This window comes from Salinithrix halophila (assembly GCF_042650125.1).
Lineage (GTDB): Bacteria > Bacillota > Bacilli > Thermoactinomycetales > DSM-45169 > Salinithrix > Salinithrix halophila.
In genome coordinates this window covers 644,560-670,335 of sequence record NZ_JBHSAP010000009.1, presented here as the reverse complement: position 1 = coordinate 670,335, position 25,776 = coordinate 644,560, and the positions used below count along the sequence as shown (strand labels likewise).

The window sequence follows — 25,776 nt, the reverse complement described above, 5'->3', positions numbered from 1 at the left end:
GATCTACGCTTAAAGGGTTTTTCACAAAAAAGCCGCTCCCCACAGGAGAGGCTTTTAACCACGCTCGAGAAAGGAGCGGATCATGGGTTTTACTTCGTCAATGGGGATGGCGAAGCTGATGCTCTGGGAAGGATAAACAACTAATGTATTGATTCCAATGGCCTGCCCGAAAATATTCAGGAGCGGTCCGCCGCTGTTCCCCGGGTTGATGGCGGCATCGGTCTGGATGACCCGGCCGAAGAAGCGATCTTCCAGGGACAGGGGACGGTCCTTGCCGCTGATCACCCCGAGGGTGACCGAATGATTTAAGCCGAGGGGATTGCCGATCGCGATCGCCCATTCCCCCACTTCCGTCGTCCGTGAGGAACCGAGCATCAGAGGTTTAAGGGGGGAGGAGGTCCTTACTTTCAGGACGGCGAGATCCCGTTGCGGGTCCTCCCAGACGACATCGCCGACCAGGGGGCGTTTTCCGCCGTAGAAGGATACCCGGATCTTGGAGGCACGGCGGATGACGTGCTGGTTTGTCAGGATATGTCCTTGGGGAGAGATGACGAATCCGGAGCCGAATTGCCTGTTGGCCGGGTCTTGTGATGGGGGCTGCATCTCGGACATAAACCGCTGCCAGAAACCCTGGGCGACGGCTCGGGAGTCCTCAAGGGCAGATATCGAGACCACGCTGCTCCGGACGCGGCGGATGATCGGGACAAAGCTATTGGCAGGATGGAGGGAGGCGAGAGAGTGGACTTCACCGCGTTTCCCTTGGGGTTTTCTCATACGAAGCGGTGCAGGGTTGCCTCCGCCCGGTTCACAGGGTCCATACACCTTTCCTCCTCTGGTGGGTGTTCAACTTGTTCGTTTCATTGTATGGCGGGGAAACGGCGATGTTCGGGCTATCCTGTATTCGGATGAAAATGAGGATGTGCTAAAATGAAATGACAAAAAACGGGGAGGGCACATATGAACAGACAAGCGACGGGAAAAGGCATGGTTGAATGGGATGGGGCTCTCTGGTTGTCTGACCCCGAAGATCGTTTCGGATTCCGGGCGAACTGGAAGGTAAATCGCATCCTTTACCGGGAAACCTCCGCTTTTCAGGAAGTCGCAGTAGTGGAGACGGATGGATTCGGGAAAGCCCTCGTTTTGGATGGAATCGTCCAAACGACAGAGCGGGACGCATTTATCTATAACGAGATGATTACGCATATTCCCCTGGCAACTCATCCGCATCCAGAACAGGTATGCCTGATCGGGGGCGGAGATTGCGGGGCTGCTGGGGAAGCGGTCAAATACCCTTCTGTCGAAAGGGTGGATATGGTAGAGATCGACCCCAAGGTGGTGGAAGTGAGTCTCACACACCTGCCGGAAATCTCAGGGGGGGATCCCAATCCACGCATCCGTTTTCACTACGAGGACGGGGCGGCCTTTGTGGAACGCCAGGAGTCGCAATACGATGTTATAGCTGTTGACTCTTCCGATCCAGTGGGACCGGCTGCGGTATTATTTGAGAAGCCTTTTTATCGGGCTGTCCATCGGGCGTTAAAAGAGGACGGGATGATGGTGTGCCAGAGTGAATCTCCCGTCTTCCACCCGGATGTGATGAAGAGAGTCCATGATTCGCTGAGAGAACTGTTTCCCTTCGTACGAACCTATCTCGCCACTGTTCCCACCTATCCAGGAGGGATATGGAGCTTCACTCTCGCCTCTAAACAAGTTGATCCGATGGCCTCGGTCGTGGGGGAGCGCCTACAAGATCGAGATACCCGTTATGTAAACCGGGATGTGCTGGAGGGGTGTTTTAAGCTTCCCGTCTATGTGAAGAAGCTACTCGACCTAAAGAAGTGAAGGGTCCTGAAGGCATATCGTTAACCAAATAAAGGGTTCGGTTGACAATCGTTGACCGGATTTTTTATGCTGGTTACGGTTGATGAAACGGGAAGAGGTGGAGTGGAATTGTCCAGGAAGGCGTTATCTGTTCGTGATATGATGTTGGTTTCTCTGTTCGCTGCCATGACAGCGGTAGCGGGACAGATCTCCATCCCGCTACCCATGGTACCGATTACCCTGCAGACCCTGATCGTGATGCTTGCCGGTTCTGTGTTGGGTGCGCGCAAAGGGGCGGCCAGTATGGGATTGTTAATCCTGCTTGCTGCTGTCGGTGCCCCAGTTCTTTCAGGCTGGAAAGGTGGGTTGGGAGCACTGATCGGTCCCACGGCGGGTTTTATCTGGAGCTGGCCCATCGCAGCTTTCTTAATCGGTTGGATGACGGAGAGGATAGCCCCAAACCTCCGGTTCTGGAAGCTGATACCGATCCACTTGGGTTTCGGGAGCGTGATCATTTTCGCTTGTGGGGTAGGCTGGCTCCATTTTATGGCTGGGCTCGGCTGGGGAACTGCTGTTAGTACAGGCGTTCTGCCATTTATCCCCGGAGATCTCGCCAAAGTCGTCGTGGCTTCTACCATAGCTCCGGCCCTGTACCGAGCATATCCGGTGATACGTCCGCGCAGGGTTGCGGAGGAATAAGAAAAAACAACGGATATACACCTCTTAAAGCAGATAGGGGAACTCCTGTGAACGTTACTGCTTTAGGGGGATTTTTCGTGGGAAAAAGCCTATCGGAATATTTCCGATAGGCTTATAAGATTTTTATCGGAGTTGACTTGGACAAAAACTCGCCTTGTTGGAAGCCACACTAAGGTTTAGTTCGAATAAACCTTTTGTTGGGTGGGTTGGAAATTTGGAGCTTGTCCCTGCTGTGCTCCTTGTTGGGGTTGAGTCTGAGATTGAACGCCTTGCATTTGTTGGGGAGTTTGGCCCCCTTGCATCATTTGTCCTTGTCCCTGTTGTCCTTGTTGCCCTTGTTGTCCTTGCTGTTGAATCATTTGTTGCAGTTGCTGTTGAGTCTGGCTTGCGATTTGATTCACTTGATTAACGATTTGGTTGGTTTGAATATACTGGGAAGCTTTGTTTAAAGCTTGAAGGGCTTGTTGAATAGAACTACGAAGTTGATTATCCGATTGTTGATATTGTTGTTGAGCTTGGTTACTAAATTGTTGGATCTGTGAAAGAAGTTGATTGGTCACCTGCTGACTGGATCCGATTTGGCCCTGCTGAGTGTTTTGCTGAGCCTGTGATGCTCCTTGCTGCTGCTGGGAGCCGGTTTGAAGACTGCTCAGTTGCCCCTCTAACGATTTCAATTGGTTTCGAAGGGAAGATAATTCCACCGATACCTCTTGCGAGACTTCTTCGCGGATTTTTCGCTGCATTTCTTTTTCCTGTTTTTCCAAGGTTTTATCCCTCCACCATGCTGGTTTTTGATCGGTCAATAACTATTCTGCTGACTTGACAAGGGAAAAATCCCCGTTTGGAATTGTATGTTATTTCCATCTCGCGGTCCGGCTGCCCGCATGTGAGTATCGTCGTCCGATAAACAGCAAAAAGCCGACGGGATTCCCGTCGGCTTTTTGGACGTTCATACATCGGCTATTGAACATTTATCACAAAGGGGAGTACCTTTGTCCGCTCTCTTCCTGCTCCATCTCCCCATGATCTATGTTTTTCTGTGACTCACTTTGATCTTTGCCAGAAGCACATCCAGCCACCATCAACGACATCATTAGCCCGATACCTATCGCATTCCAAGCCCATTTCCTCATCAGCATTCACCTCGGTTTAATCATATACCAGCTTATATAACGAAGGAAGGAGACCGATAAATGATGATGGTCATTCCTACGACCACTGAGGGGTACCCCTAACGATGTAAACTCGCCTGCAACCACGGGCGAAGACGATAGGGTCCGATGGGGATTTGGATCAGGGTGGTTTTCCCTTGAGAATCTATTTTGTACAATTCATCACAGGAATTTGTATGAAAGTCAAGCAGAGGGTGCCCTCCCATCCCAAGGGCGGACGCTACCAGGAGTAAACGTTGCACAAGCATCCCAGCCTCCATCTGTTGGATGCGATACCCTCGGTACCCCAATGCCCTTTTAAGGTGATTCCGGTCCCCTGCTACATGCAGGCAGAGGGGTACTTGAGACAGGTTTACAGTGTGCTGGGACATTTCCTGCTGAAGTCGGGGTCTTTGATCCTCGGAACGGACTCGCCGCAATGCATGATCGGTCCTGTCATAGGAATAAGCCCCATCCGGGATGCCTTCCACTCCATACAAACATCCGACCAATGAGACACGGGGCATAGAATCCTCCAGCGCCTCATCCAAATCGTTCCGATACAAGAAGGAAGCCGTCGCCTCTCGCAACAGCGAAGCTAATTGTCCTTGGCCCATCTTCTCCAAAACAAAGTCTGTACCCGGTGAAATCCGTTTTCGGCAGGCTTGTGCTAGATCATACGACAACCGGTTTACATGGGGCAGAGCCACTATCTGGCCTTTTTGGCTTCTGTTTTTTTCACTGTTTACCGTTCGAAATGCTGACGTTGATTCAAATAGGGATGCTTCATTTATCCTGGTTAACATCTGATATTCTCTGATCCGCTTCGAGCGAACCTCATAATCATGCCGGACTAAAGTTATCTCCTCGCATAATTCTGTGGCAGAGACCGCTCCTCGATGATTCCTGTCAGCAAACCAAGTGATTCCCTCCTCTGCCGATAGTGGAATCATCGCGTACACGCTTTCCTCCCGTTCGGTCAGCCCGAGCAAGTGATGAACAGCCCGATCAAGAAATTGGAAGTACACCCCTGAGGCGAACCCAAAACGTCTCGCCACTTCTAGCAACTGTCCGATCAACACTCCCGTATCTAACCCTTGCAGACGGTAAGCCAAGTATTTGTATTTAAAGAAATTTTTCCAAAACATGACGGACACAAAAGCCAAGGCAAAACAAGCGGATACGTCACACCGATTACCGAGAGTCCGGGTCAGATAAGAATCAAAATTACCTTTGCGTATCAACACCAAACGGTGATGGGCTCCATCATAGTGGTAGATCCCGTGGGGGAGATCCTCGATTTTCAAATACACGTACAGTTCATTCGGATACAGAGCCCCCCCGGAGGGGACAAACCGTCGGTACATGGGGATCTTTTGTTCCCTGGGATTTAGGGGATGGAATGACTGGAAGCATTGCGTAACCCCAAATACATACCAAAGAAAATGACTGATTTCTCGAAGGGCAGGCTTTACGGGCGTTTCCCTTTCTTTAAGCGTCAGCGGTACTTCCGAAGAGAGCGGGATTACAGGCAATCCCCGGTAGAGTTTATACGGCAAAGGTGCGTCTTCCCAGTCCACCTCCCAGTCAGGTGGTTGGGTCTTGGAAATCTCAAAATGCAACTGGTGAAGAAATGCTTCCAGACTCATCCTGTCCCCTCCCGATCACGGCTTATGGAAACGGATGCGGATGCGGATTGAGCTGATCCAAGGTCAGGGGCTGTTTGGTATATCCGAGTTCCACCGGTACCCTCAATACCCTTTCCAGCCCTTCTAAGCGGATCAGGTGGTGCCCGAAGGTCATCGGCAACATCCCCGGGATCAGCACTTTCACGCAAAAGAGACCGTTTCGATGGATTTCCGGCGTTGTCTGGTTTACCACAATCACATCCAGGTTCAACTGATAGAACCTTTGAAGGATATTCTTGAGATCTTTTGTGAGATCCCTATGTTGAGTTGTCCGCTTGAATTCCTCGTCAAACCTTCTCAACGGGCGGTTTTTATCCAGCAAAAATTGCAGACGCTCCTGGGCTTTCGGTAAACCGTACAGTAAGGAATGATCCTCCATCTGCCGAACGAGGGACGAATCGTGGAACATGAGCTTCACTTTTTCCTTCTTTGCCTCATATTGCTTATTTATCATCACCATCGTGCTAGACAATTCATGGATTGCACTTTTTACCGCTCGTATAGGGTCGAGATGAGCCCCAGCTGCACAGATAAGGTGAGCTCCCTGCAACGTTTGGTTTTGTGCTACGACCCACACGCTGGGAATGCTGTTTTCCATCGTCGTATTAAAGAAGCTGAGATGATACCCTGTCACGGTTTGGAACCGATCGATCATTAACTGCAGTTCCCGGTCATCGGCGGAAGCCGGATCCAATCTCGGCACAGGCAACTGGGCGTACCAAGTCATCAAGAATGAGTCGCGTTCCACGACTTCTAAAAGGCCGTAGAAAATGGCTTCCTCCAACGTTCCTCCTAAGGCGCATCCATTGGAAGTTTCAAAGACAAAGCTTTCCCCTCCACACGGGCCGAAATAAGCGAGGGATTTTGGAACCAGAATAGGCCGCTCTTGTAACAATGAATAACCCCATGCCCAATGGATCGGACGGTCGGGATCAAAGGGTTTGAACGGAAAATGGGGTTGGTCATATTGTTCCTTTGCGTGCACCCCGACCTTTAGGGGGTTTAGCGCTTGATCCCTCAGATTTTGGTAACGATCATGGATCGTTATCCGCTTGCCTCGAGGTTCTAAACCGCAGTAGCGCTCCAGTCCTTCCAAAATAGCCGTACATTCACTATCTGTATAGGAATGAGTCCGTCCACCTGTTCCTTCATCTCCCGCAAACAACGGTAACTTTACACCCGCATCGGCGAAGGTTGAGGCCAGATCATGCATTTTCCCGTTCAAAATGCCGGTTCGATGATCTAGATAGTCTTTGACCAGAATGTCCTTCAGATCCTTGATGGAGCGAGAGCGGTAACGGTTACGACTGACCTTCGGACTCGGTTGCAGGTGAATACTGGATGCAGCTGAAGAATCGTCAGGCAGTCGGCTGCAAACTGAACACAACGGGTCAGGCAAAAAGAAGTGACGAGAGATCCCAAGGGTTTTCAGGTGGATGATAAAGACACCCTCATCCAAATGGGACCGACTGCCTTGTATTACCTTCCGTGCTTCTGTATCCAGTAAGTAGGCCATTTGTAAAAGAGCCGTACGTGAAGACCATGGATCACGGACGATTCCCCCTTGAGCTGCCAGTTTCTGTTGCAGTCGCGACCTCTTTTGTGAGTCGGGTCCGGCAACGAGGAGTCGAGTGTCCGCACATCGGGAGCATCCTGGTGTTCCTGGACGAACCAACGGTCCGACCACTCCTTCTCCGAAGGAAACAAAGCCGCGCAGCCAAGGGATGCCGGCTCCCCGAATCACCTCTTCCGCCTGGTGATGAACGGAAGGGTCCCAGGAATCGTGCAGTACCAAAGCCAAGTCCGCTTTTTCCGCCTCTACTGCTGTCCAATCGTTCCAGCGAATGACCTGGTACTCGGTGGATAGTTTTCCAAACACGAAGTCCGCTAACAGTCCCTCTCCAACAACTGCCACCATGCTGCTCACTGGGACTCCTCCCTTCGAAGCAACACGCCGACCACGTCTATCTGTTTCTCCTTCAAAAACGGCTCTTGTACCAGCTCAAAGACCATCAATCGCTTCTGGTTTCGTTTCAAGATCTGTAGAGCGGTTTGTAAGAGTTCCGATTGACCTGCCTCTTTGCATGAGGGAATCACAAGGGTTTGCGTACTTTCTTCTTTTAGAAGTACCGTTGATACCTCCAAGGCTCGCACGGAGTGACCTGTCGCTTGGTTTTGCACTATCGAGAGTGTCTGTTGCAACGCCTTTCGTAACGCCAAAGTCGTATTTAGACCCGCATTGCCATACCAATAGTCCCCGAGCCCAACCCATACTACCGGAAAGCCGGATACTTTCTTTCCCAATCCAAGCTTCGGTTCACCTTGCATCGTGGTCAATGCCTGCAAATAAAACCGGCAACGTTCATCCTCCACCGTACCCAACTGTACTGGGAAGACGGTAGGCTTCTGATTCGCCTCCTCGCTCAGCTCCTCGAGCAAACACTTTTGCAACCCGCGGCAAACCCCTCCCGCCATCGTTCTCCCTGCTCCGACACCAACAAACGCTAGTGGCTGAGCCAACCGGTCCTCTAAGAATGGCTCGGCTAATCGGGACATATACGCTTCAATCCCGGTCAAGCCTGCTTCCCGCCGCGCTTCCTCATGTGTCAGACCGGTACAAACAATGTCCGATAACAACTCGGCTGGCCCCTCTGACAGCGGGTCAGCCACTTGCACCCGACACTGAGCCAATGGAAGTTGCTTTAAATCTCCCTCCTCCCAAAGATGGAAAATTCCTGATTTTTCTGATGTTAACAAGTGGAAAGTCGAGAGCCATTCATCGGACTCATGTCGGCGTAAATCTTCTTTGAATAAAGAGTCGAGATCCTCAACCCATTCGGCTTTTGCCTGTCCAGTTACCAGCGGATGGGGCATAAAAGCGTGCCAGTTACCTTCCATCGTCTCCAAGTCGAGTAGAAAAAAGCGGTTATTTAGTTCGGGTTGGGTCACGCCTGTCGCGGTTTTGAACCATTCAAACACCATGACATTGGCCAACATCGCTTCCGCTGTGGAAGAGAAGGTGTGTAACTGCGGATCTTTGCAGAGCGCGGACCGGTGGATGCGGCGCCACGCCGACTCCCAACATCCGTCAGAGGCGGGATGGACCAGGGGACCTGCTATTCCCACCTGCTGGAGACACAGGGCAGGGATAAAAACCTTCTTTTCATCCCGACAAGCCTTATGCAGCTCCCGCAATTCTTCGACATCGTCCTCTTGCGTGACATATAATACCGCATCGTAGGGCTGCACAACCTCTCGCCACGGACGCCTCCTTTTCTTCAGGGTAATCTCCTTCAGTTCCACCTCTGGATCCGTTTCGTGGACATGGTTGACTAATTCCTCCAACCGTTGCCGATGGGTCGGCATCGAATCCGTGATGAGCATGTGGAACTGGGGCAATCCGGATTCCAGCAATGCCGCAACTAATGAGACAAAAAAAGGGCCGCAGCCGATTGCCAAAATGTTGCGTTGGCGATAGGACTGAAAATGGTATCCGCCCGAGCCATTGAAATGATCCAAAAATTCCATTTGGGAAGCATACTTTTTACGCACCGTATCTGCCAAATGATGCGGACGATCTTGGCTGACATCCCGAACAAATCCGTTGTCGTACAACGTTTCTGCGATTTCATACACTCGATCCCGGTAGGGGTCCGGCAATCCTTCCGTTAATTCCTCCAACGTGTATTCCCCGTTAAGCACCGGTATCATTTTTTCAACCCACTGATGAATCGTTCTGCCTTCTATGCGGAACGAGACGGAGTTGTTCCGAAAATACACGCCACCGTTTGGATCGGGTAAGTAAAAGGTGTCCCCTTTCACTTTGAGACGCATCCAGGGGTTTAAACGTGCCATATCCGACCCTCCTTTCAGAAGTTTTCTTACCCACGACACCATCACTCTGATATCTTATGTCCCCATGTTTACTGCTCATTCCTCATTAAGAAAACCCCTGCCAGCTCAAAAACTCACTGTACAGGGGTAGCCCCTCAGAAACCCTGATCCTTATCAACAGCTTTCTGATCCTACCACATCAGATGCGACCAGGCTAACAACCATGGCAATGGTGGCAATGATGACAATGCCAACTGTGGCAATGATGACAGTGGTAACTGTGACAGTGATGACAGTGGTAATGGCAGTGATGACAGTGGTAACTGTGGCAATGATGACAGTGGTGGCAATGGGCTTCACCAGAAACATGGACGCCTTGATTCTCCCAAGGCGTCGCCTTTCCTGCCTGGAAATTATCAATGCTTAACTTTTGAAGATCCTTTTTAAAATTATTGTCCAACTTTCCAACCTCCCTCCATAAAATGGGTAGGGGATTCCCCGATATCGTTATGTTTATGAAAGGAAAGCCCACGATTGCTGGTCCTTCATCAAATAAAGTTTGTATCTTTCATATGAAGCCAAAATCCCCGTTGTTACCAGCGGGGGCTCTGGTTATCTTGAGGTTTCCAAACAGGAAATCGATAAAAAGCGGCGTATTTGTTGAATGCCACTGTAAAAGGAATAACAATCATGGGGGGATAAGAAGCGATGGATAGACATAAACAAGCTAGATATTTTCGTGATCTTCATTTACAACCGGAAATATTGGTCCTGCCGAATGCCTGGGATGCTGTAAGTGCAATCATCTATGAACAGACCGGCTTTTCAGCGATTGGCACCACAAGTGCCGGGATTGCGGCGTCCTTAGGATATCCGGACGGTGAATACATACCTAGAGAACAGCTACTCGCCTATACCCGACGAATGGTTGACAGCGTGAAGGTACCGGTAACGGCAGATATTGTAGGGGGTTATGGTCCAGGAATCGATCAAATTCTAGACACGGTGCGGGGGGTCATCGATTGTGGGGCTGTAGGAATTAACATCGAGGATGGATTGGCGGATAACAAGCTAGAAGACTTACAGGTTCAAGCAAACAAAATTGATGCGATACGCAGGCTTGCGGATAGGATGAATTTCCCCCTTGTTATTAATGCGAGAATCGATTTGTACTGGTTGAGTATAGGGGATCGGGAGGATCGATTGAATCAAGCGATTCGTCGAGCCAATGTCTATATCGAAGCAGGTGCAGATTGTGCTTTTGTCCCAGGTGTTTACGAGCCATCAATGATTAAGGAGCTTGTGACTGGTATTCGCGGTCCCTTAAATCTGTTAGCAGGGCCTCAATCCCCTGACACATCCCAGTTAGAAAAATTGGGAGTATCACGAGTCAGTATGGGCTCGGGACCGATTCGCGCGGTACTCGCTCATGTACGGAAAATATCAGAAGAGTTATACCATCACGGTACCTATACCTCTATTTCTGATCAGATACCTTATTCACAAGTGAATCAATGGCTGGAGAAAAAATGAGGGCTTCTGCTGACACAGAAGCCTTTTTTTATCCTTTCTCCGCCAAGGCTTGCGTGGCGTCCGGTTGTGTAATCTTTTCGTAGGTATTTAGGACACTCTTCAGGCCCAGGAGAGAAAAGATTACAACCAAAATCCCTGCGGTAAGGAAGATGGTTAAAACACTTGTGAACTCAGCTAATGAGCCGGCGATGGAGCCACTGATAGGGAGTGCTAAAAAAGCGACCATCCGCGTGGAACTGACCACACGTCCCAACAGGTTTCGAGGTACAATCTCCTGTCTTAGAGTAAACCAGTTGATTGCCAATAAAGTAACCGAACCCAAGATGATCATCCGACAAATAACCAGTCCGATGATAAAGGATTGAGAGGCTACTAACAAAACCTGACCTAAACCAATCATGACCCCAGCAAATATGATAATCCTTCCTCTGGAATATGAGTTGAGCTTATTTGCCAAGTAAACAGCGATAAGAGAGCCGATAGTTTGGCAGGAGAAGATAATACCGATATCTGTAGCTTGTAACCTTAGATAATCTTTGAGGTAAAACATAAACAGCGCTTCGACAGCTCCATAACCAACATTGATCAGGAAAATGAGAAAGGTTCCAGTGAGGATTACCTTGGTCTTAAATACATAACGGAGCCCTTCTTTAATCGGCTTGATGATGGACGGCATTTTAGTTCGTTTTTCAATCGCTTTTAATTTAACAAAGGAGATACAGATCCCCGATAAAAAGAAAGATACGCTGTCTATATATAATACATGAGCGACCCCCATCATTGCGATGAGGAAACCTGCGATGGATGGCCCGGCAAAAGTGGTTAGGGTCTCTGAAAGCTTAAAAAGGGAATTTCCTTGGACAAGGTTTTTATCCTGTAAGACCTCTGGAACGACGGATTCAAAACTTGGGTGATAAAATGCACTGACACTTGCTAAACAAAAAATCACCACGTATATCATCCATATTTCAAGGAATTGAAAGTGATACGCCAATGGAATACTTACAATCAACAGGGCGGAAACCATATCTCCCAAGATCATAATCTTTTTTTTACTGATCTGATCAGCGAGGGCTCCTCCTAAAAGGCTAAAAAGAACTTGAGGGGCAACCTCTAGCACAAAAGCTAAAGCCATTAAACCAGGTGATTTTGTTAAATCATACACAAGGAGCGGTAAAGCAATTAAAAAAAAGGAATCCCCGAGTTTGCTTATGGACATAGCGATTAAGACTTTCACGTAATTTTTGTTTTTAAAAACCTCGGGGAATCGCATAAGCATGACACCTTTCTGTTCTTGTATACCAACAAGTACTTCTCATACCCTGATTCTTTCGCTACCTTTCTCTGTAATCCTCTTTTTATAATCTCTTTGAGCCGACCCGCATACAGGGCAGTTTGGCTGCTTATCCCAAGAAGATATTTCTTTCACACCTAACGTAAAGAAATTGATTTCCATCATTTTTCCTAATGCGAGGGGTTTGTCGAGACCGGTGACTAACTTAAATAACTCATTGACGATCGAACCAGCCAATATCGCTACATTGGGGCTAATCGCTGCGTTTTTGCGCTGAAAATCGATTTTCTCCATATATTTCAGGTGGTTATCTAGACTAGGATCTGCTTTCTTTTTGGAATCGACGTGACATTGGACACATCCTGTTTGTCCGGGGATCATACTGTAAAAACGGCCACGGGTGTTCATGACTCCCCCTGAAACCATAGGTAACCGAGCCTTGACTATAGCCTCATTTACCCAGTCTTGAATATGGAGAGTAGGGCGATCAGCGACACAGATGACATATTCTGTTCCATCAATATGCTGGAAGACATCTTCGGAGCTTTCAATTTTACAGTTCGTGATGGACAAATGGACGTTCGGGTTAAATTGTTGGATTCGCTGAAAGGCCATCTCGGTTTTTAATTGACCGATATGAGATTCCGAATAAAGCAATTGGCGATTGAAGTTGCTCAATTCAAGCCGATCAAAGTCAAGAGCTTTGATGTTATGAAACCCTAAGGCAGCCAAATGATAGAGAATTTGGCTCCCCAATCCGCCGATCCCGAGCAGGGACACTTTACAGTTATTCAGTCTTTCCTGGATTTCATATTTACTTTCGTTGGCGGAGGTAAATAAAGAAAAGAAGTTAATGTTAGCCTTATAACGTTCCAAATCATAATCCAGGAGTTTGTCTGGTTTTATAGAAGAATCCTCAATATAACCCTCTTCATTTAACGCTTGGATGGCATGGATAATCTCTTCCCTTGATATCTCAGGAAACTGACCACGAACCATTCTTACAATTTCGTCTAAATCGTTTTTTCCATTCATGGCTTCAATCATCAGCGTGACACTACCGTTAGGGTCATCAATCATACCCGCTACACCGTCTTCTTCACCGATTTGTATCTTATCCCCCCAACAGAAAACGGGGATGGTCTCTTTAAATTTTGGTTTCATAAGATAGCTCCTTAAATAAAATGGTTGGGGGAATCGACATGTCGATTCCCCCATTAAACAATCCCTTAACCCGGCAGAGCTCCCAAAACGCCAGCGATGCTAGCTCCTTTACGCACTTTGATCATCATGATGAATCCACCTCCTTGAGTAAGTCATGTCACAAATATAAGAATTTGAATAATTTTTGTCAAATTCGGACTATTCATTAATTAGGGCTTTTCCACCCCATTACGACCGTTTTTCATTGTTTATTGCGTTTATCGTCTATTAATCAATGTTGGAATCAAATAGGTAGTCAGGTATAATTATAATTTCGGTTAATTAGCATGAACTTGGGAGATGTTTCAAACAAGATTGGAAATATCTCAAGAGAAGAGACGTGAGGAGTCTTGAGTAACCTTAGATACCTGATATGGCTTAAAAAAGTAATAGCCCGATGAACTAAAAGAGCCCTTTGGCGTTGTCAATATAATTATTCATTTTTCCAGAAAAAACAATGAAAAAAATTCAACCAGGTAAAACGGCATAATTCACTATTGCCTACCTTTACTGATGGAGATATTCGCTGTCAATCACGAGGAGAGTCCTACGGGTTATCGAGTGGGAATAGCGGTGAAATCCGCGTGTCGTTGGATATGCTGGATAAAGCGGTCATTGAGGGGCGCCAGGAGATCGGTGGCCCCTCGTTCATAGGAGCCGCTTCGGTTGACGACAAACACCCGGCTGGCGGAGATTCGGTAGTACTGGCTGGAAAAGCGGGGAAGGGTTCCGGAATCCGCTGCGATATGCAACAAGGCGGGATCTTTTTTTAGTTTGAAGGGGACAATCCCCAGGGTATCCGAAAGAAAAATTTGATACGAGACGTGGGGTTTTTGGAAAATGAGCTCTTTGGTCGTTAGTGTGAAGCCGAGTCGGTTCCGCTTCTGAGAAACCAACAATTCGCCCTCGATCTTTTTGATTGGGATAAAATGGGAGTAGGGCATGGGTCACACCCTTTTGTGTAAAAGTTCTTTTCATTTTAACATAAGGAGGGGGAGGCTTTCTATCGGAGTGAGGAATGGAAGACCGGGAGGGAAGAATGTGGAGAAAGAGATTCGAACGGTGGCAGATGTACGAGCCCTATTGAACCGGTTCGGGACTTTCATCTATACGGGGGATACCTTGGGAGATCTGGAATTGTTGGAAGAGGAATTGGATGAACTTCATCAACTGGGGATGATCGAACAAGAGACATGGGTGGCTGCACGAAGGATACTCGGACGCGGACGGAAGAAGGTGAAAGGGAAGGACAGCTGATCCATAGTAAAAGCGGCCGGCAATGACCGGCCGCTTTGCGCTCTCTGTTATCTTTCATCCGTGACTTCCCGTACAAGGGGCAGGGTGGAGCAGCGGAAGGCACCGCCCGACTTGATGATCTCTGACAGATCAACTTCGACGACATGGAAGCCCTGACGCCGCATCGTTTCGTTGACACGGGAATTGATCGGTAGGCTTAATAGGGTTCGGTTGCCCAAGGAGAGAATATTGGTCCCTAGGGTGAACTGCTCCTTTCTTTCCACTTCAATCAACTCGTACCGAGCGGAAAGCTGCTTTAGATCCTCCGGCTGAAAGGCCTGAGGGTAAATAAGGGCTTCTCGAGGAGAAAGGACGTTGAAGACACAGTCGAGGTGAAGGAATTTCGCCGGGAAGGCCAGCGGGATAATCTCCATGCCGGGAAGTTCCTTACTCAGTTCCTCCACCGCTTGGCGGGAGGTGCGGCCACTGTCTCCTACCCAGATCGTTTCTCGGTCGATCATGACGTCCCCGCCTTCAATGCTACCGGAGCGAATCAGGTGGAATGGGATGTGGGAACGGATTAACCAATCGGTAAAAATCCGTTCTTCCCCTTTGCGGATGTCCTCTTCCATGTTCGAGACAAAAAGGCGGGAGCCGAGAGTGAAGCCGATGTCCCGGGTAAACACTTGGTCAGCGAAAGCGGGGTCGGGCTCCAGGAGGATCACATCGATACCGTAACGGCGCAAGGTTTCCACCAAATTCCGGTGTTGTGCTTCCGCTAGGTTGGTGTTGATGCCCTCTTCTTGGAATCGGGCCTGTACTTCATTGATGACCTGATCGATTCGGAGATGGCGAGGCGGGCAGAGCACCACTCTTTTCAACGGATCGTACTCGCTCCAGCACATCGCAGGAGTTTCGATATCTCGGATCATGGGCGGACCTCCGTCCTTCGAGTCTGGTGATCGATAAGGGGGTACTGATTAAAATAACTGGAACGATACCAATCTATTCAGAAACGGGTCCCATGAACAAGTATATTCCCAATATACAGAAAAGGGAAGGGTTAGGACAAATTTTATGTCAGGTTATCTGACAATGCATTTCCCTCAAAAAAGCCGGACCCCTGGGTCCGGCGATAGATGGTTTTGCACGTTTGAAGGAAATGCCGTTTTCAGGCTTCCACGGAGGTCCGGTAATACGCAGGGCGATTGGCTTCGTAATCCGCGATTTGGTCCTCTTTCTGCAAAGTGATGGCGATGTCGTCCAGGCCGTGCAGGAGACAGTGCCGCCGATAAGGTTCTACTTCGAAGCTGGCGGAGAAGCCCTGTCCGTCCTGAACCTGGCATTTCTCCAGATTCACGGTAAGGGTTTCCGTCGCACCTTCGGCAATACGGGCGAAGAGTTGATCGACGGTAGCAGGGGGTAATTTCAGGGGAAGGATTCCGTTTTTAAAACAGTTGTTGTAAAAGATGTCGGCGAAAGTAGGGGCGATCACCACACGGATCCCATGGTCAAGGAGGGCCCAGGGGGCGTGCTCACGGGAGGAACCGCACCCGAAATTGACCCCGGCCACAAGAATGGAGGCCCCTACGTAGCGTTCCTGATTTAATTCGAAGCTTGGATCAGGGTTTCCTTCGGAATCAAAACGCCAGTTGTAAAAGAGGAATTGGCCGAATCCTGTTCGCTCGATTCTTTTCAGAAACTGCTTAGGGATGATTTGGTCTGTATCCACGTTGGCACGGTCCAGGGGAACGACACGTCCGGTATGCTGGGTCAAAGGTTCCATTATAATCCTCCTCAGTCTTCAAGATTCCAGTTGCGGATATCGATGAAGCGGCCTTCTACAGCGGCGGCAGCGGCCATCATCGGGCTGACTAGGTGGGTTCGTCCCCCCCGCCCCTGCCGCCCTTCGAAGTTACGGTTAGAGGTGGAGGCACAGCGCTCTTTGTCCGAGAGGGTGTCAGCATTCATGGCCAGACACATGCTGCAACCGGATTCTCGCCACTCAAAGCCAGCATCCATGAATACCTGGTGCAACCCTTCTTTTTCTGCCGATTGTTTCACTTGCTGAGAACCCGGGACGACCATCGCCCGGACATGGGGGGATACCTGTCGGTTTCGGACCACACTGGCCGCAGCTCGCAGGTCTTCCAAGCGGGAGTTGGTGCAGGAACCGATGAATACACGGTCCACTTCGATATCGGTGATCGGCGTACCGGGAGTAAGGCCCATGTATTCCAGAGCGCGTCGGGCTGATTTGCGTTCCGTTTCGGTTTGGAAATCATCAGGATCGGGGATTTGGCCGGTTACTTCGATTCCCATACCGGGACTGGTGCCCCAAGTGACCTGTGGAGCGATTGCAGAAGCGTCCAGGAACACCTGCTCGTCAAAGACGGCCCCTTCGTCAGTGGCTAGCTCTCGCCAGTCTGCTTTAGCCTGTTCAAAGGCTTCTCCCTGAGGGGCAAACCGTTTCCCTTCCAGATAGGCGAAGGTGGTTTCATCGGGAGCAACCATCCCGGCACGGGCTCCTGCTTCAATGGACATGTTGCAGATAGTCATCCGTTCTTCCATCGACATACTGCGGATTGCCTCTCCGGTATACTCGATGACGGTACCGGTTGCCCCGTCGGTTCCGATTTTAGCGATGACGGCGAGGATGACGTCTTTAGCAGTGACTCCGGGACGGAGTTTTCCGTCGATACGCACTTCCATGGTTCGGGGTTTCAACTGTTGGAGACACTGGGTGGCTAGCACGTGTTCCACCTCAGAGGTCCCGATTCCGAAAGCGAGGGCTCCGAAAGCACCGTGAGTAGAGGTATGACTATCCCCACAGACGATGGTTTTTCCCGGAAGGGTAAGCCCCTGCTCGGGTCCGATGACATGAACAATCCCTTGTTCTGGATGATCCAGATCATACAATTGAATACCGAATTCTCGACAATTTTTGGCCAGGGTGTCCATCTGAGCTGCGGAAGTAGCGTCAGTAACAGGTAGGGAGCGGTCGGTGGTGGGGACATTATGGTCCATCGTCGCCACAGTCAAATCGGGCCTGCGGACTTGGCGTCCATGGAGCCGAAGACCTTCGAACGCCTGAGGAGAGGTTACTTCGTGGATCAGGTGCAGATCGATGTAGAGAATAGCTGGTTTTCCTTCCTCCTGGGCAATCACGTGCCGGTCCCATACTTTTTCAAACAGGGTGCGTGGTTTCACTTTTCTCTCACCTCGTCGTTCAGATATCGGTGCCGATTGTGCGGCTGCGAAAAAAATATATTGTTCCTATTGTAGCAAACTTTCAGAACGGCGCTACTGCCAAATGTTCTCTTTGGACGAATCGGTTGAAGCGTGCTAATGAGACTATGGTAGCGGATAACCGTTTATTTGTCTAAGATATATAATATATAAGGTCGATAGGTATAACCTATGGAGGTGAGGGGTATATGGAGATGCGTCTGATGGAGTATGCAGTGGAAGTTTGTCGGAAGAAGAGCTTTACCAAGGCGGCAGCCAGCCTTCATATCGCTCAACCTTCTTTAAGTCAACAGATTAAATCATTGGAGCGAAAGCTTGGCGTCCGTTTGTTTGTCCGAGGACATGGGGAAGTGGTTCCGACGCCGGATGGGGTTCGTTTTTTGGATCATGCGGAGAAGATTTTGCGAATGCGTGATGATCTGGAACGGGAAATGAATGAGCGAAGTGAGGGGATGAGGCGAGAATTAACGATTGGTGCCCCCGCAATCACTGGCGGTCATGTTTTACCGCCTCTTCTCCAGGCATTTGGGGTGCGTTATCCTCAGGTCCGGGTGCGCTTGATCGAGGAGTCTCCGGATAAGTTGGAAGATTTGACGGCAAGAGGGATGGTGGATCTCTCCATTTTATCTTTGCCAATCGAAGATTCCCGCTTGACGACCCGAGGGATGTTTACGGAGCCTCTGCTGCTTGCATTACCGCGGACGGAGAAGGAATGGATGTCGGAGACGGTTCGTCAGCTGGTGAAGCCTGCTTCCCATCACTTTCAAGACCACCCCCTCCAGGAAGATGGCAACCTCTCCTTGTCAGTCTGTTCGGGCGCTCCCTTTATTTTGCTGAAAAGAGGGTTTGGCTTTCGCCGGGTCGTATTGGAATTGTGTGCGGAGAGCGGGTTCCAGCCACAGATCATTTACGAGACAAGCAGTATTGAAACGGCACAATCTCTTGTAGCCCACGGACTTGGCGTCACCCTAGTTCCGAATATGGTGGTTCGGCACCATGCTCAGCCTAAGCCCCTGTATCTCCCTATCGATTCCCATCCGACGCGTACACTAGTCTTTGTTTACCTCAAGGAACGTTATCTCAGTTTAGCTGCACGGGCCCTTTTGGATACGTATTATCAGGAGGTGCAGAGGGCAAGGTAAATCTGGTATCCACCCGTTCCCTGTGATAGAATAGAGAACAAATGTTCCGGGTGGAGGGGGTGGGGAGGATGAAGAACGGGGTACAGCCAGACCGGTGGTTCCCCGCCAAACCAAAATCGGTTTTAAACCGGGTGACGGAAGAACGGATGCCTTTTGATTGGTCGATCAACCCTTACCGGGGATGCGGTCACGGATGTCATTTCTGTTACGCGAGAGCCACCCATACCTGGCTTGGGTTTCATACCGACGACAGCTTCCGCAACAATATCATCGTGAAACGGGATGCAGCGGAAGTCCTCCGGTCGGAATTGAAACGCGGTAAGTGGAAGGGAGGCGGTATCGCGATTGGAACGGCTACCGATCCGTATCAACAAGTAGAGGGGAAACTGGGGATTACCCGGTCGCTCCTGGAAGTCCTGCGGGAATATGGAATTCCGGTCGGCATCACCACCCGGTCCCCTCTGATTTTGCGGGATCGAGATCTCTTATCCACCATGCGGATTCATTCCATTAACGTCAGCATCAGTACACTGGATGAAGAGGTGTGGAAAAAAACAGAGCCTTCCTCTCCCCATCCCCGTCAACGGCTTCGTATGGTACGAGAGTTGACGGAGGCAGGGATCCCTGCCGGGGTCTTCCTGGCACCGATTATGCCCTTTCTTACCGATAGCGATGAGCAGCTGGAGGAAGTTATTCAGGAAGCAGCAAAACAAGGGGCTGGCTTTCTCCTCCCATCTGTCTTGCGCTTGAAACCCGAGGTGAAGGATTGGTTTTTCCGCCAGATACAACCAGCTTTCCCTCGGTTGTATCCCCATTTGGTCCGCCTGTACGAGGGGGCTTATGCACCAGAAGAGTATCGTTGCCACGTAACAGAAAAAGTAAAAAGACTTGCTGAAAAAGCCGGTCTCCTCTCTCGGGTTCCTCCGATAGCGGGCGCGGTTCACCCGGTGGACACTAATGACAAGGAGCACCAGAGTGAAGCGCCGATCCAACTGAGCTTATTTTGAGTTGCTTCAATGCTTCTTTGACGTGCAATTAAAAAGCCGACTGCTCTCACAGCCGGTTTTTAAAACGGTTTTTATTGGTGGAAGTGGACAGGTGGTTAACCGCCAAAGCGGTTCCGAGTGTCCGTGCTGGCTTTCCTGGAACAGCGAATGGGTGTTCCTAAGCCTTTGGGTTAGGGTAGGGTTGGTGTTTCCGTTCTACGGGCGGTATTGGCCCGGTATTGGAGGACCTGAATCCGCTGATGGGTCTTTAGTATTCGCCAGACACGAACTTTGAACCGCATGCTCCCACTCCTTTTGCTCAGGCAACCCTGATGGACATTCATTGAAGGGATAGAAGAAAAAAAGAAAAATGAGTCTGAAATGTTCTATTTTCAGTTTAATCGGCGGATGCTGACTGCACAATCAACCGAAGGCCCAAATTAAAACAGGGGCTTTTCGGCTATATGGATAGGCTGTTAGGCCTATAGGTAGGTATTGGCTTAAAACTCCGGATATGAACCCAGAAAAAAACCGCTCCTCTGGAGCGGTGAGATTCAGTAGCCGGGCGAACCGGAGGATCCCCCTGTTGTCCCGTTTTGGGTTCCGTTGTTGGTTCCGTTGTTAGTTCCGTTTTGGGGGGTGGATCCGGTACCGTTTCCCCTTTCGGGAGTTCCCTCTGTCTGGTCGGCTCCTTCTTCCGCCGGGCTTTGTCCTTGGAACTTCTGACCGTCCAGGGTTTCAAGTGGCAATTCAAGTTCTTTTTGGAGAATATGACTGATCCGCAGTCGTTCGTTGTCATTGATATAGTGGTACCAGATTCCCTGAGGATTATCCTTGGAATCGTATCCCTGGACTTTCAGGGTTTCCGTTCGGTCTTTAGGGATACTCCGGTAGGTGGATTGCAGTTTGTACATCTCACTGACTTTCATATTGTGACTGACATTGTCTCCGACAGCCTTCAGGACATCGTCGATCTTGGATACGGAGTTGAGACTGACGGCTTGACTCATCAAGTTTTGCACCACTTCGCGCTGGCGCTCGTTTCGACCGGCGTCTCCCCGTGGATCCGATTTCCGCATTCGGACGTAGGCCAAGGCTTCGTGACCGTCTAGATGGGTAGGGCCTTGCTTAAACGTATACCATTTGTAGAAGAGTCGCATGTTGAAATTGAAAGGAACGTCTACGTCCACTCCCCCGAGGGCATCGACGACCTGGATGAATCCGCTGAAATTGATTTTTACGTAGTAATCGATCGGGATGTTGAGATAGTTTTCCAACGTTTGCACTGTATTGGTCATGGGGCCGACACGGTTCTGGGTTCCATAGTAGGGAGCCGCGTTCAGTTTGGTTTTTACCCCGTTAGAGTTGGCGATTTCAGCATAGGTGTCCCTAGGGACGCTGACCATCTTGATCGATTTCTTTTTCGGATTCACGGCAGCGACGATCATGGTGTCGGAACGCCAATTCTTCGCTTTCGCAGACTTAACATCAGTTCCGACCAGAAGGACCGTAAAAGGCTCATCCATCGTGACTTCCTTATCCCTTTTGTCGGATTTCTTTCGATTGAGAGGATCATAGGATTGGTCTACGGCACCAAAGACCTGGTAGATAAAATAACCGGATGCAAGGACTCCAATGATGAGGAGGGACAAGAAGATTCGCAGCCACAGTTTCTTTTTCTTCTTTTCCTTCACTCGTGTCATTCGTGACTGGTTGATAGGTCATACCCCGCTTTTTGGTATCCAGGTTTTCTTTTTTTACATATGATATATTCCGGAAGGATTCCGGTCAATTTTATACGTGTAAAGCCGAATTCCCTTTCCTCAAAGGTTCAGCACCCACAAAGAGGTGGAAGACACGTTCAGAGGGTTTATCTCATCATGTCCAAAGAACACGAAAGGAAAGGAAGAGAAAGGAAAGGGAGCCGCTGATCCTTCATCAGCGGACATGTCGGCGGCGGGATCGCCGTATTAGCCAGAAAGCGATCACCGTGATGATCAGCAGAGTGAGGAGGAGGATTCCCCAGCCGACCGGATTGGGGACCTGCATTTGAACACGGACCGGGTTTGATTCGCCTGGTTTCAGGTTCCAGGTCAACGTCTTGCCATCGGCGGAGACGTTATCGGCATTATGTGCTTCGGGTTCCAAGGGAAGGGTGAGCTTGAGATTGAGGTTCATTTGGTCGATCAAGTTTTTCCCCAAGGGGTCATCCGTCGAAAGGCGTTTCAAATTTAGATTTTCTTTGAACGTGATCGATGTGTTGAAAAAGCCGTTAACCACCTTTAGCGGGCCCTGCTTCTTGTCAGGAAGAGAGGGAAGAAGGCCTGCTTCTTTTCCTCCGGGAGAAATCTCTTCCAGAAGATCCCTGGCTGGTGGGTCATCGGCGATGTTGGAGACACGTTTTTCCGCTATCCAACCGGTTTGGTTTCCTTTTTTCAGATCCCTGATTTGATATCCTTTGGCCTCTGCCTTTTTCCGGATAGGTTGCAGCTTCTCCGTCAGCAAGGGGTTAGTCAGCATTTTTAGCCGGTAAACCCCAGAGCCGTCGGCATGGACTGTGATATGCATATCAGCGTCTACACAGCCAGCTAGCAAACAGAGGGAAAGTACGAGCAGGCCTATAAAGGTGTATCGGTTTGTCTTCATCCATCCGCTCCTTCTGTCCACCTTTGGACATATAAGGAAGAGGCCCCGTGAGGCCTCCGGTGGTCGGTCGATGCCGTTGGCTTCCTCCGGTTAATATAATTCGACAAGGGTGAGCAGGGCTTTGACATTCGGATCTACCGTCTTGGGATCGACCTGACCAGTCTCATCGAAACGAACCCGGGAGAGAGAGTCGGCGATGGGGTTGGGTTGTTCAAACCGAAGGACCCCTGATTCCTGCATTTCCTTCACTTGGATCACCTTTTGATGCAACTGTTTGTTATCCATACTCATCCATCCTCCTTGGGCGGTCGAATCGGAGTCCGGACCCAAAAGGAGAGGCGGGAGCTTCCGATTGATCCTCTTTTAGGGTAACGCAAAAATTGACGAAATGGAACGAAAAAATGTCCACCCCAATAATAAACATCTTGACTTGAGCTCCCATCCATGGGAACGTTATTTTATAACCGAAAGGTTCAATTGTATATCGCGGGGACAGGTACCCCTCCCACTGAGGAGAGGTTGAAAAGGGAAGCCGGTGTGATTCCGGCGCGGTCCCGCCACTGTGACAGGGAAGTCGCTGCCCATCAGCCACTGGCCAAGCACGGCCGGGAAGGCGGGCAGCAGATGATGAACCTGGAGCCAGGAGACCTGCCTGTTCCAACGACACTGTTTGACCTACGGTAGATAGGGAGGTGTTGGAATGATCCACTGGAGAATTCGTCGCACGAAGCGGCCCGGTTAGACATGTCCACCTGTCTGTTGAAAGGCGTGGGATGTCTTTTTTATTTCCTTGGAGGGAGCGTGGCCGCTATGAAGATCGAAAGCAGCAATTTGGGTTTCCCCCGGATCGGGGCGGAACGTGAATGGAAAAGAGTGTTGGAGGATTTCTGGGCCGGGAAAACGGAAGAAAAGGATTTTTTGCCCGCGATGAAGCGAATCCGACTAGAACATATAAAAAAACAGGCCGATGCTGGGGTGAACCGGGTTCCGGTCGGTGACTTCACTCTGTATGACCATGTGTTGGATACAGCGGTGATGTTCGGCCTGATCCCTGAGCGATTTCAGCACCGAGAAGGGCCAGTTTCCCTGAACACCTATTTTTCGATGGCCCGGGGGGCTGAGGGAAAAGCAGCTTGTGAAATGACGAAATGGTTTAACACCAACTACCACTACATCGTACCGGAATGGGGGGAGGCCGAGCCGGTTCTTACCGAGAATAAACCCCTGACCGCCTGGAGAGAAGCGAAGGAAGAACTGGGCATCGAGGGAAAACCCGTCTTGCTCGGCCCTTACACCTTTGCCAAACTGTCGAAGGGTTTTAAACCGGCTGATCTTCCAGGAGTGCTGAAAAAGTTGGTACCTCTTTATGCCAAGGTTCTGCGGGAATTAGAGGATGCAGGGGTGGAATGGGTTCAGGTGGATGAACCCGCCTTGGTTCTCACCCACCCTCATGGGGAGATGGAAGCCGTCGAGGAAGTCTATCAGGAGTTGGCTCGATCGGTTTCGGGGGTTCGAATCATGCTTCAAACCTATTTTGGTTCGATTGAGCATTATCAGGATGTAGCTCGTCTACCTGTAGCGGGGATTGGCCTCGACTTCCAGGCAGGGAGAGAGGGGAACCTCCACTCCCTCCGTCGATTCGGCTTTCCAGAGAACAAGGTAATGGGAGTCGGCATTCTCGATGGGCGTAACATTTGGCGTGGGGATCTGCCCCAGGAGCTAGACTTCCTGGAAGGGGAACTTCGTTCGCTAGGGGCATGTAGCGGATGGTGGATTCAGCCTTCCTGTAGCTTGATTCACGTCCCGGTCTCAGTCGGGAAGGAAGAGGAGCTGCCTCCAGTTTTGAAACGGGCGCTCTCTTTTGCGGAAGAAAAACTAGAGGAAACGACCCTTCTCACCCGTGCCCTCTGTGAAAGAAAGGAAATGGTCGAGGAGGGGCTTCAGGCGGCCCGGGACGCTCTTCATGGATTGGCCCGATCCGAGTTACGCACCCGGCCGGAAGTGAGGGAGGCTGTCCGTCAGGTTACCGAATTGGATACGTGGCGAGACACCCCCTACCCGGAACGACGTCGCATCCAGCAGGAGCGCTTCCGTCTCCCTCTGTTTCCGACAACTACCATCGGGAGCCTGCCCCAAACTCGAGAAGTTCGTGGAGCCCGCCTAAAATGGCGCAGAGGGGATTGGTCCGATGCCCGGTACCGGGAATTTGTAAAAAAAGAAATCGCCGATTGGATCCATATCCAGGAGGAGCTAGATCTGGATGTATTGGTACATGGAGAGTTTGAACGTACGGACATGGTGGAGTATTTCGGTGAAAAATTAGACGGTTTTGCTTTTACTCGCTACGGTTGGGTCCAATCCTACGGTTCTCGGTGTGTCAAACCCCCGATCCTCTTTGGCGATGTCGAGTTCCGGGAAGCGATGACAGTAGAAGAGGTCGTCTACGCACAGAGTCTAACTTCAAGGCCGGTAAAGGGGATGTTGACGGGCCCGGTGACGATCCTTAATTGGTCGTTTGTACGAGACGATCTCCCGCGCCAGGAGGTAGCCCGTCAGGTGGCTCTTGCCTTAAAGGCGGAAGTAAAGGCATTGGAAGCCGCTGGGATCGGCATGATCCAAATGGATGAGCCGGCACTCCGTGAAGGGTTGCCCCTGAAGTCGGAGGAGCAAAAGACCTACCTGGACTGGGCTATCTCCTCTTTCCGGCTGGCGGTTTCGGGAACGGTAGCAGAGACCCAGGTTCACACACACATGTGTTACAGTGATTTTCATGATATTTTGGAGGCGATTCGGGAGATGGATGCTGACGTGATCTCGATTGAGACCTCCCGTAGTCATGGAGAGTTGATTGAAGCCTTTGAAACCCATACCTATGATAAAGGAATTGGGCTCGGGGTTTACGACATCCATAGCCCCCGTGTCCCCCCGGTGGAAGAAATGGCTGAATCTGTCCGGCGCGCCCTGCGTGTTCTTGAACCTAGTCTGTTCTGGATTAATCCGGACTGTGGGTTGAAGACGCGTACACGGGATGAGGTGGTTCCTGCCTTGCGTAACATGGTGGAGGCCGCCCGCCACCTTCGGGAGGAGCAACGGTTAAAGGTTCACGGATAAATCTCAATTCGTAAGAGAACTCGATAATTGAGCCGGACACCCCGTGTGTCCGGCTTTTTCAGGGTTTCGATAACCGAGAGGACCTATAACCTCCGGTCGGTTGTTTTTTTAAAATGAGAAGTTTACCATGTTAGAATATAAAAACCTATGTCAGGATGGAACTTGGAGGAAACCGGTACTGAA

The 25,776-nt window shown here is 50.1% G+C and carries 22 protein-coding genes and 1 riboswitch; of the genes, 8 read left to right on the top strand and 14 right to left on the bottom strand.

Translation table 11 applies throughout. The annotated features are described in order from the left end of the window. Positions 1 to 54 precede the first annotated feature (54 nt). A complete protein-coding gene (locus tag ACFOUO_RS09585) occupies positions 55 to 822 on the bottom strand; it encodes a S1C family serine protease (RefSeq protein ID WP_380704584.1) in 768 nt (255 codons plus the stop codon). A 135-nt stretch (positions 823 to 957) separates the two neighbouring features. Between ACFOUO_RS09585 and speE the strand changes: the two genes are divergently transcribed. Continuing rightward, positions 958 to 1,842, top strand: a complete 885-nt coding sequence (gene speE, locus ACFOUO_RS09580; protein WP_380704582.1) for a polyamine aminopropyltransferase — start codon at positions 958 to 960, stop codon at positions 1,840 to 1,842. A gap of 51 nt (positions 1,843 to 1,893) precedes the next feature. Further along, on the top strand, positions 1,894 to 2,520 hold the full coding sequence (locus ACFOUO_RS09575; RefSeq protein WP_380704580.1) for a biotin transporter BioY: 627 nt from the start codon (positions 1,894 to 1,896) through the stop codon (positions 2,518 to 2,520). Between the two features lie 176 nt (positions 2,521 to 2,696). Here ACFOUO_RS09575 and ACFOUO_RS09570 read toward each other — a convergent pair whose 3' ends face one another. The 4 genes from ACFOUO_RS09570 to ACFOUO_RS09555 all read right to left on the bottom strand — a co-directional run bounded on the left by ACFOUO_RS09570 (position 2,697) and on the right by ACFOUO_RS09555 (position 9,214). Next, positions 2,697 to 3,284, bottom strand: coding sequence for a hypothetical protein (locus ACFOUO_RS09570; RefSeq protein ID WP_380704578.1), 588 nt, complete (start codon positions 3,282 to 3,284; stop codon positions 2,697 to 2,699). Positions 3,285 to 3,751: 467 nt separating this feature from the next. Then, positions 3,752 to 5,320, bottom strand: a complete 1,569-nt coding sequence (locus ACFOUO_RS09565) for a SagB family peptide dehydrogenase (protein ID WP_380704576.1) — start codon at positions 5,318 to 5,320, stop codon at positions 3,752 to 3,754. 22 nt (positions 5,321 to 5,342) lie between these two features. Then, positions 5,343 to 7,277 carry a TOMM precursor leader peptide-binding protein gene (locus tag ACFOUO_RS09560; RefSeq protein WP_380704826.1) on the bottom strand — a complete coding sequence of 645 codons (1,935 nt, stop codon included), beginning with the start codon at positions 7,275 to 7,277 and terminating at the stop codon, positions 5,343 to 5,345. 5 nt (positions 7,278 to 7,282) lie between these two features. Continuing rightward, on the bottom strand, positions 7,283 to 9,214 hold the full coding sequence (locus ACFOUO_RS09555) for a putative thiazole-containing bacteriocin maturation protein (RefSeq protein WP_380704574.1): 1,932 nt from the start codon (positions 9,212 to 9,214) through the stop codon (positions 7,283 to 7,285). 220 nt (positions 9,215 to 9,434) lie between these two features. Here ACFOUO_RS09555 and ACFOUO_RS09550 point away from each other — a divergent pair, with 220 nt between their 5' ends. Both ACFOUO_RS09550 and ACFOUO_RS09545 read left to right on the top strand, forming a co-directional pair. Continuing rightward, positions 9,435 to 9,620 (top strand): hypothetical protein, encoded by a 186-nt coding sequence (locus ACFOUO_RS09550; RefSeq protein ID WP_380704572.1) that lies wholly within the window; start codon positions 9,435 to 9,437, stop codon positions 9,618 to 9,620. A 281-nt stretch (positions 9,621 to 9,901) separates the two neighbouring features. Further along, a complete protein-coding gene (locus ACFOUO_RS09545) occupies positions 9,902 to 10,726 on the top strand; it encodes an isocitrate lyase/PEP mutase family protein (protein WP_380704570.1) in 825 nt (274 codons plus the stop codon). A 28-nt stretch (positions 10,727 to 10,754) separates the two neighbouring features. Here the strand turns inward: ACFOUO_RS09545 and ACFOUO_RS09540 are convergent, their stop codons facing one another. The 3 genes from ACFOUO_RS09540 to ACFOUO_RS09530 all read right to left on the bottom strand — a co-directional run bounded on the left by ACFOUO_RS09540 (position 10,755) and on the right by ACFOUO_RS09530 (position 14,167). Further along, positions 10,755 to 11,999: an MFS transporter gene (locus ACFOUO_RS09540; protein ID WP_380704568.1), complete on the bottom strand. Its 1,245-nt coding sequence runs from the start codon at positions 11,997 to 11,999 to the stop codon at positions 10,755 to 10,757. Positions 12,000 to 12,041: 42 nt separating this feature from the next. Next, positions 12,042 to 13,184, bottom strand: a complete 1,143-nt coding sequence (locus ACFOUO_RS09535) for a HesA/MoeB/ThiF family protein (protein ID WP_380704566.1) — start codon at positions 13,182 to 13,184, stop codon at positions 12,042 to 12,044. 593 nt (positions 13,185 to 13,777) lie between these two features. Beyond that, positions 13,778 to 14,167 carry a hypothetical protein gene (locus tag ACFOUO_RS09530; RefSeq protein WP_380704564.1) on the bottom strand — a complete coding sequence of 130 codons (390 nt, stop codon included), beginning with the start codon at positions 14,165 to 14,167 and terminating at the stop codon, positions 13,778 to 13,780. 97 nt (positions 14,168 to 14,264) lie between these two features. On the opposite strand from ACFOUO_RS09530, the gene ACFOUO_RS09525 reads away from it, so the two are divergent. Further along, positions 14,265 to 14,480, top strand: coding sequence for a YqgQ family protein (locus ACFOUO_RS09525; RefSeq protein ID WP_380704562.1), 216 nt, complete (start codon positions 14,265 to 14,267; stop codon positions 14,478 to 14,480). Between the two features lie 47 nt (positions 14,481 to 14,527). Here ACFOUO_RS09525 and ACFOUO_RS09520 read toward each other — a convergent pair whose 3' ends face one another. From ACFOUO_RS09520 to leuC, 3 genes are all read right to left on the bottom strand, one after another. Next, positions 14,528 to 15,391: a dimethylarginine dimethylaminohydrolase family protein gene (locus tag ACFOUO_RS09520; RefSeq protein ID WP_380704561.1), complete on the bottom strand. Its 864-nt coding sequence runs from the start codon at positions 15,389 to 15,391 to the stop codon at positions 14,528 to 14,530. A gap of 239 nt (positions 15,392 to 15,630) precedes the next feature. Then, entirely contained in the window at positions 15,631 to 16,245 is a 615-nt protein-coding gene (gene leuD / locus ACFOUO_RS09515) for a 3-isopropylmalate dehydratase small subunit (protein WP_380704559.1), read from the bottom strand. 11 nt (positions 16,246 to 16,256) lie between these two features. Then, complete coding sequence (gene leuC / locus ACFOUO_RS09510) at positions 16,257 to 17,669, bottom strand: 3-isopropylmalate dehydratase large subunit (RefSeq protein WP_380704557.1); 1,413 nt, start codon at positions 17,667 to 17,669, stop codon at positions 16,257 to 16,259. Between the two features lie 227 nt (positions 17,670 to 17,896). Here leuC and ACFOUO_RS09505 point away from each other — a divergent pair, with 227 nt between their 5' ends. After that, complete coding sequence (locus ACFOUO_RS09505; protein ID WP_380704555.1) at positions 17,897 to 18,850, top strand: LysR family transcriptional regulator; 954 nt, start codon at positions 17,897 to 17,899, stop codon at positions 18,848 to 18,850. 68 nt (positions 18,851 to 18,918) lie between these two features. Continuing rightward, positions 18,919 to 19,857, top strand: coding sequence for an SPL family radical SAM protein (locus tag ACFOUO_RS09500; RefSeq protein WP_380704553.1), 939 nt, complete (start codon positions 18,919 to 18,921; stop codon positions 19,855 to 19,857). Positions 19,858 to 20,390: 533 nt separating this feature from the next. Here the strand turns inward: ACFOUO_RS09500 and ACFOUO_RS09495 are convergent. The 3 genes from ACFOUO_RS09495 to ACFOUO_RS09485 form a co-directional block, all read right to left on the bottom strand. Next, positions 20,391 to 21,539 carry an LCP family protein gene (locus ACFOUO_RS09495; RefSeq protein ID WP_380704551.1) on the bottom strand — a complete coding sequence of 383 codons (1,149 nt, stop codon included), beginning with the start codon at positions 21,537 to 21,539 and terminating at the stop codon, positions 20,391 to 20,393. 235 nt (positions 21,540 to 21,774) lie between these two features. Then, a complete protein-coding gene (locus ACFOUO_RS09490; protein WP_380704549.1) occupies positions 21,775 to 22,482 on the bottom strand; it encodes a DUF3153 domain-containing protein in 708 nt (235 codons plus the stop codon). 90 nt (positions 22,483 to 22,572) lie between these two features. Continuing rightward, positions 22,573 to 22,767: a hypothetical protein gene (locus tag ACFOUO_RS09485; protein WP_380704546.1), complete on the bottom strand. Its 195-nt coding sequence runs from the start codon at positions 22,765 to 22,767 to the stop codon at positions 22,573 to 22,575. A 192-nt stretch (positions 22,768 to 22,959) separates the two neighbouring features. Continuing rightward, positions 22,960 to 23,152, top strand: a riboswitch (cobalamin riboswitch). Positions 23,153 to 23,292: 140 nt separating this feature from the next. Between ACFOUO_RS09485 and metE the strand changes: the two genes are divergently transcribed. Beyond that, positions 23,293 to 25,593, top strand: a complete 2,301-nt coding sequence (gene metE / locus ACFOUO_RS09480; protein WP_380704544.1) for a 5-methyltetrahydropteroyltriglutamate--homocysteine S-methyltransferase — start codon at positions 23,293 to 23,295, stop codon at positions 25,591 to 25,593. The last annotated feature ends 183 nt before the right edge of the window (positions 25,594 to 25,776 follow it).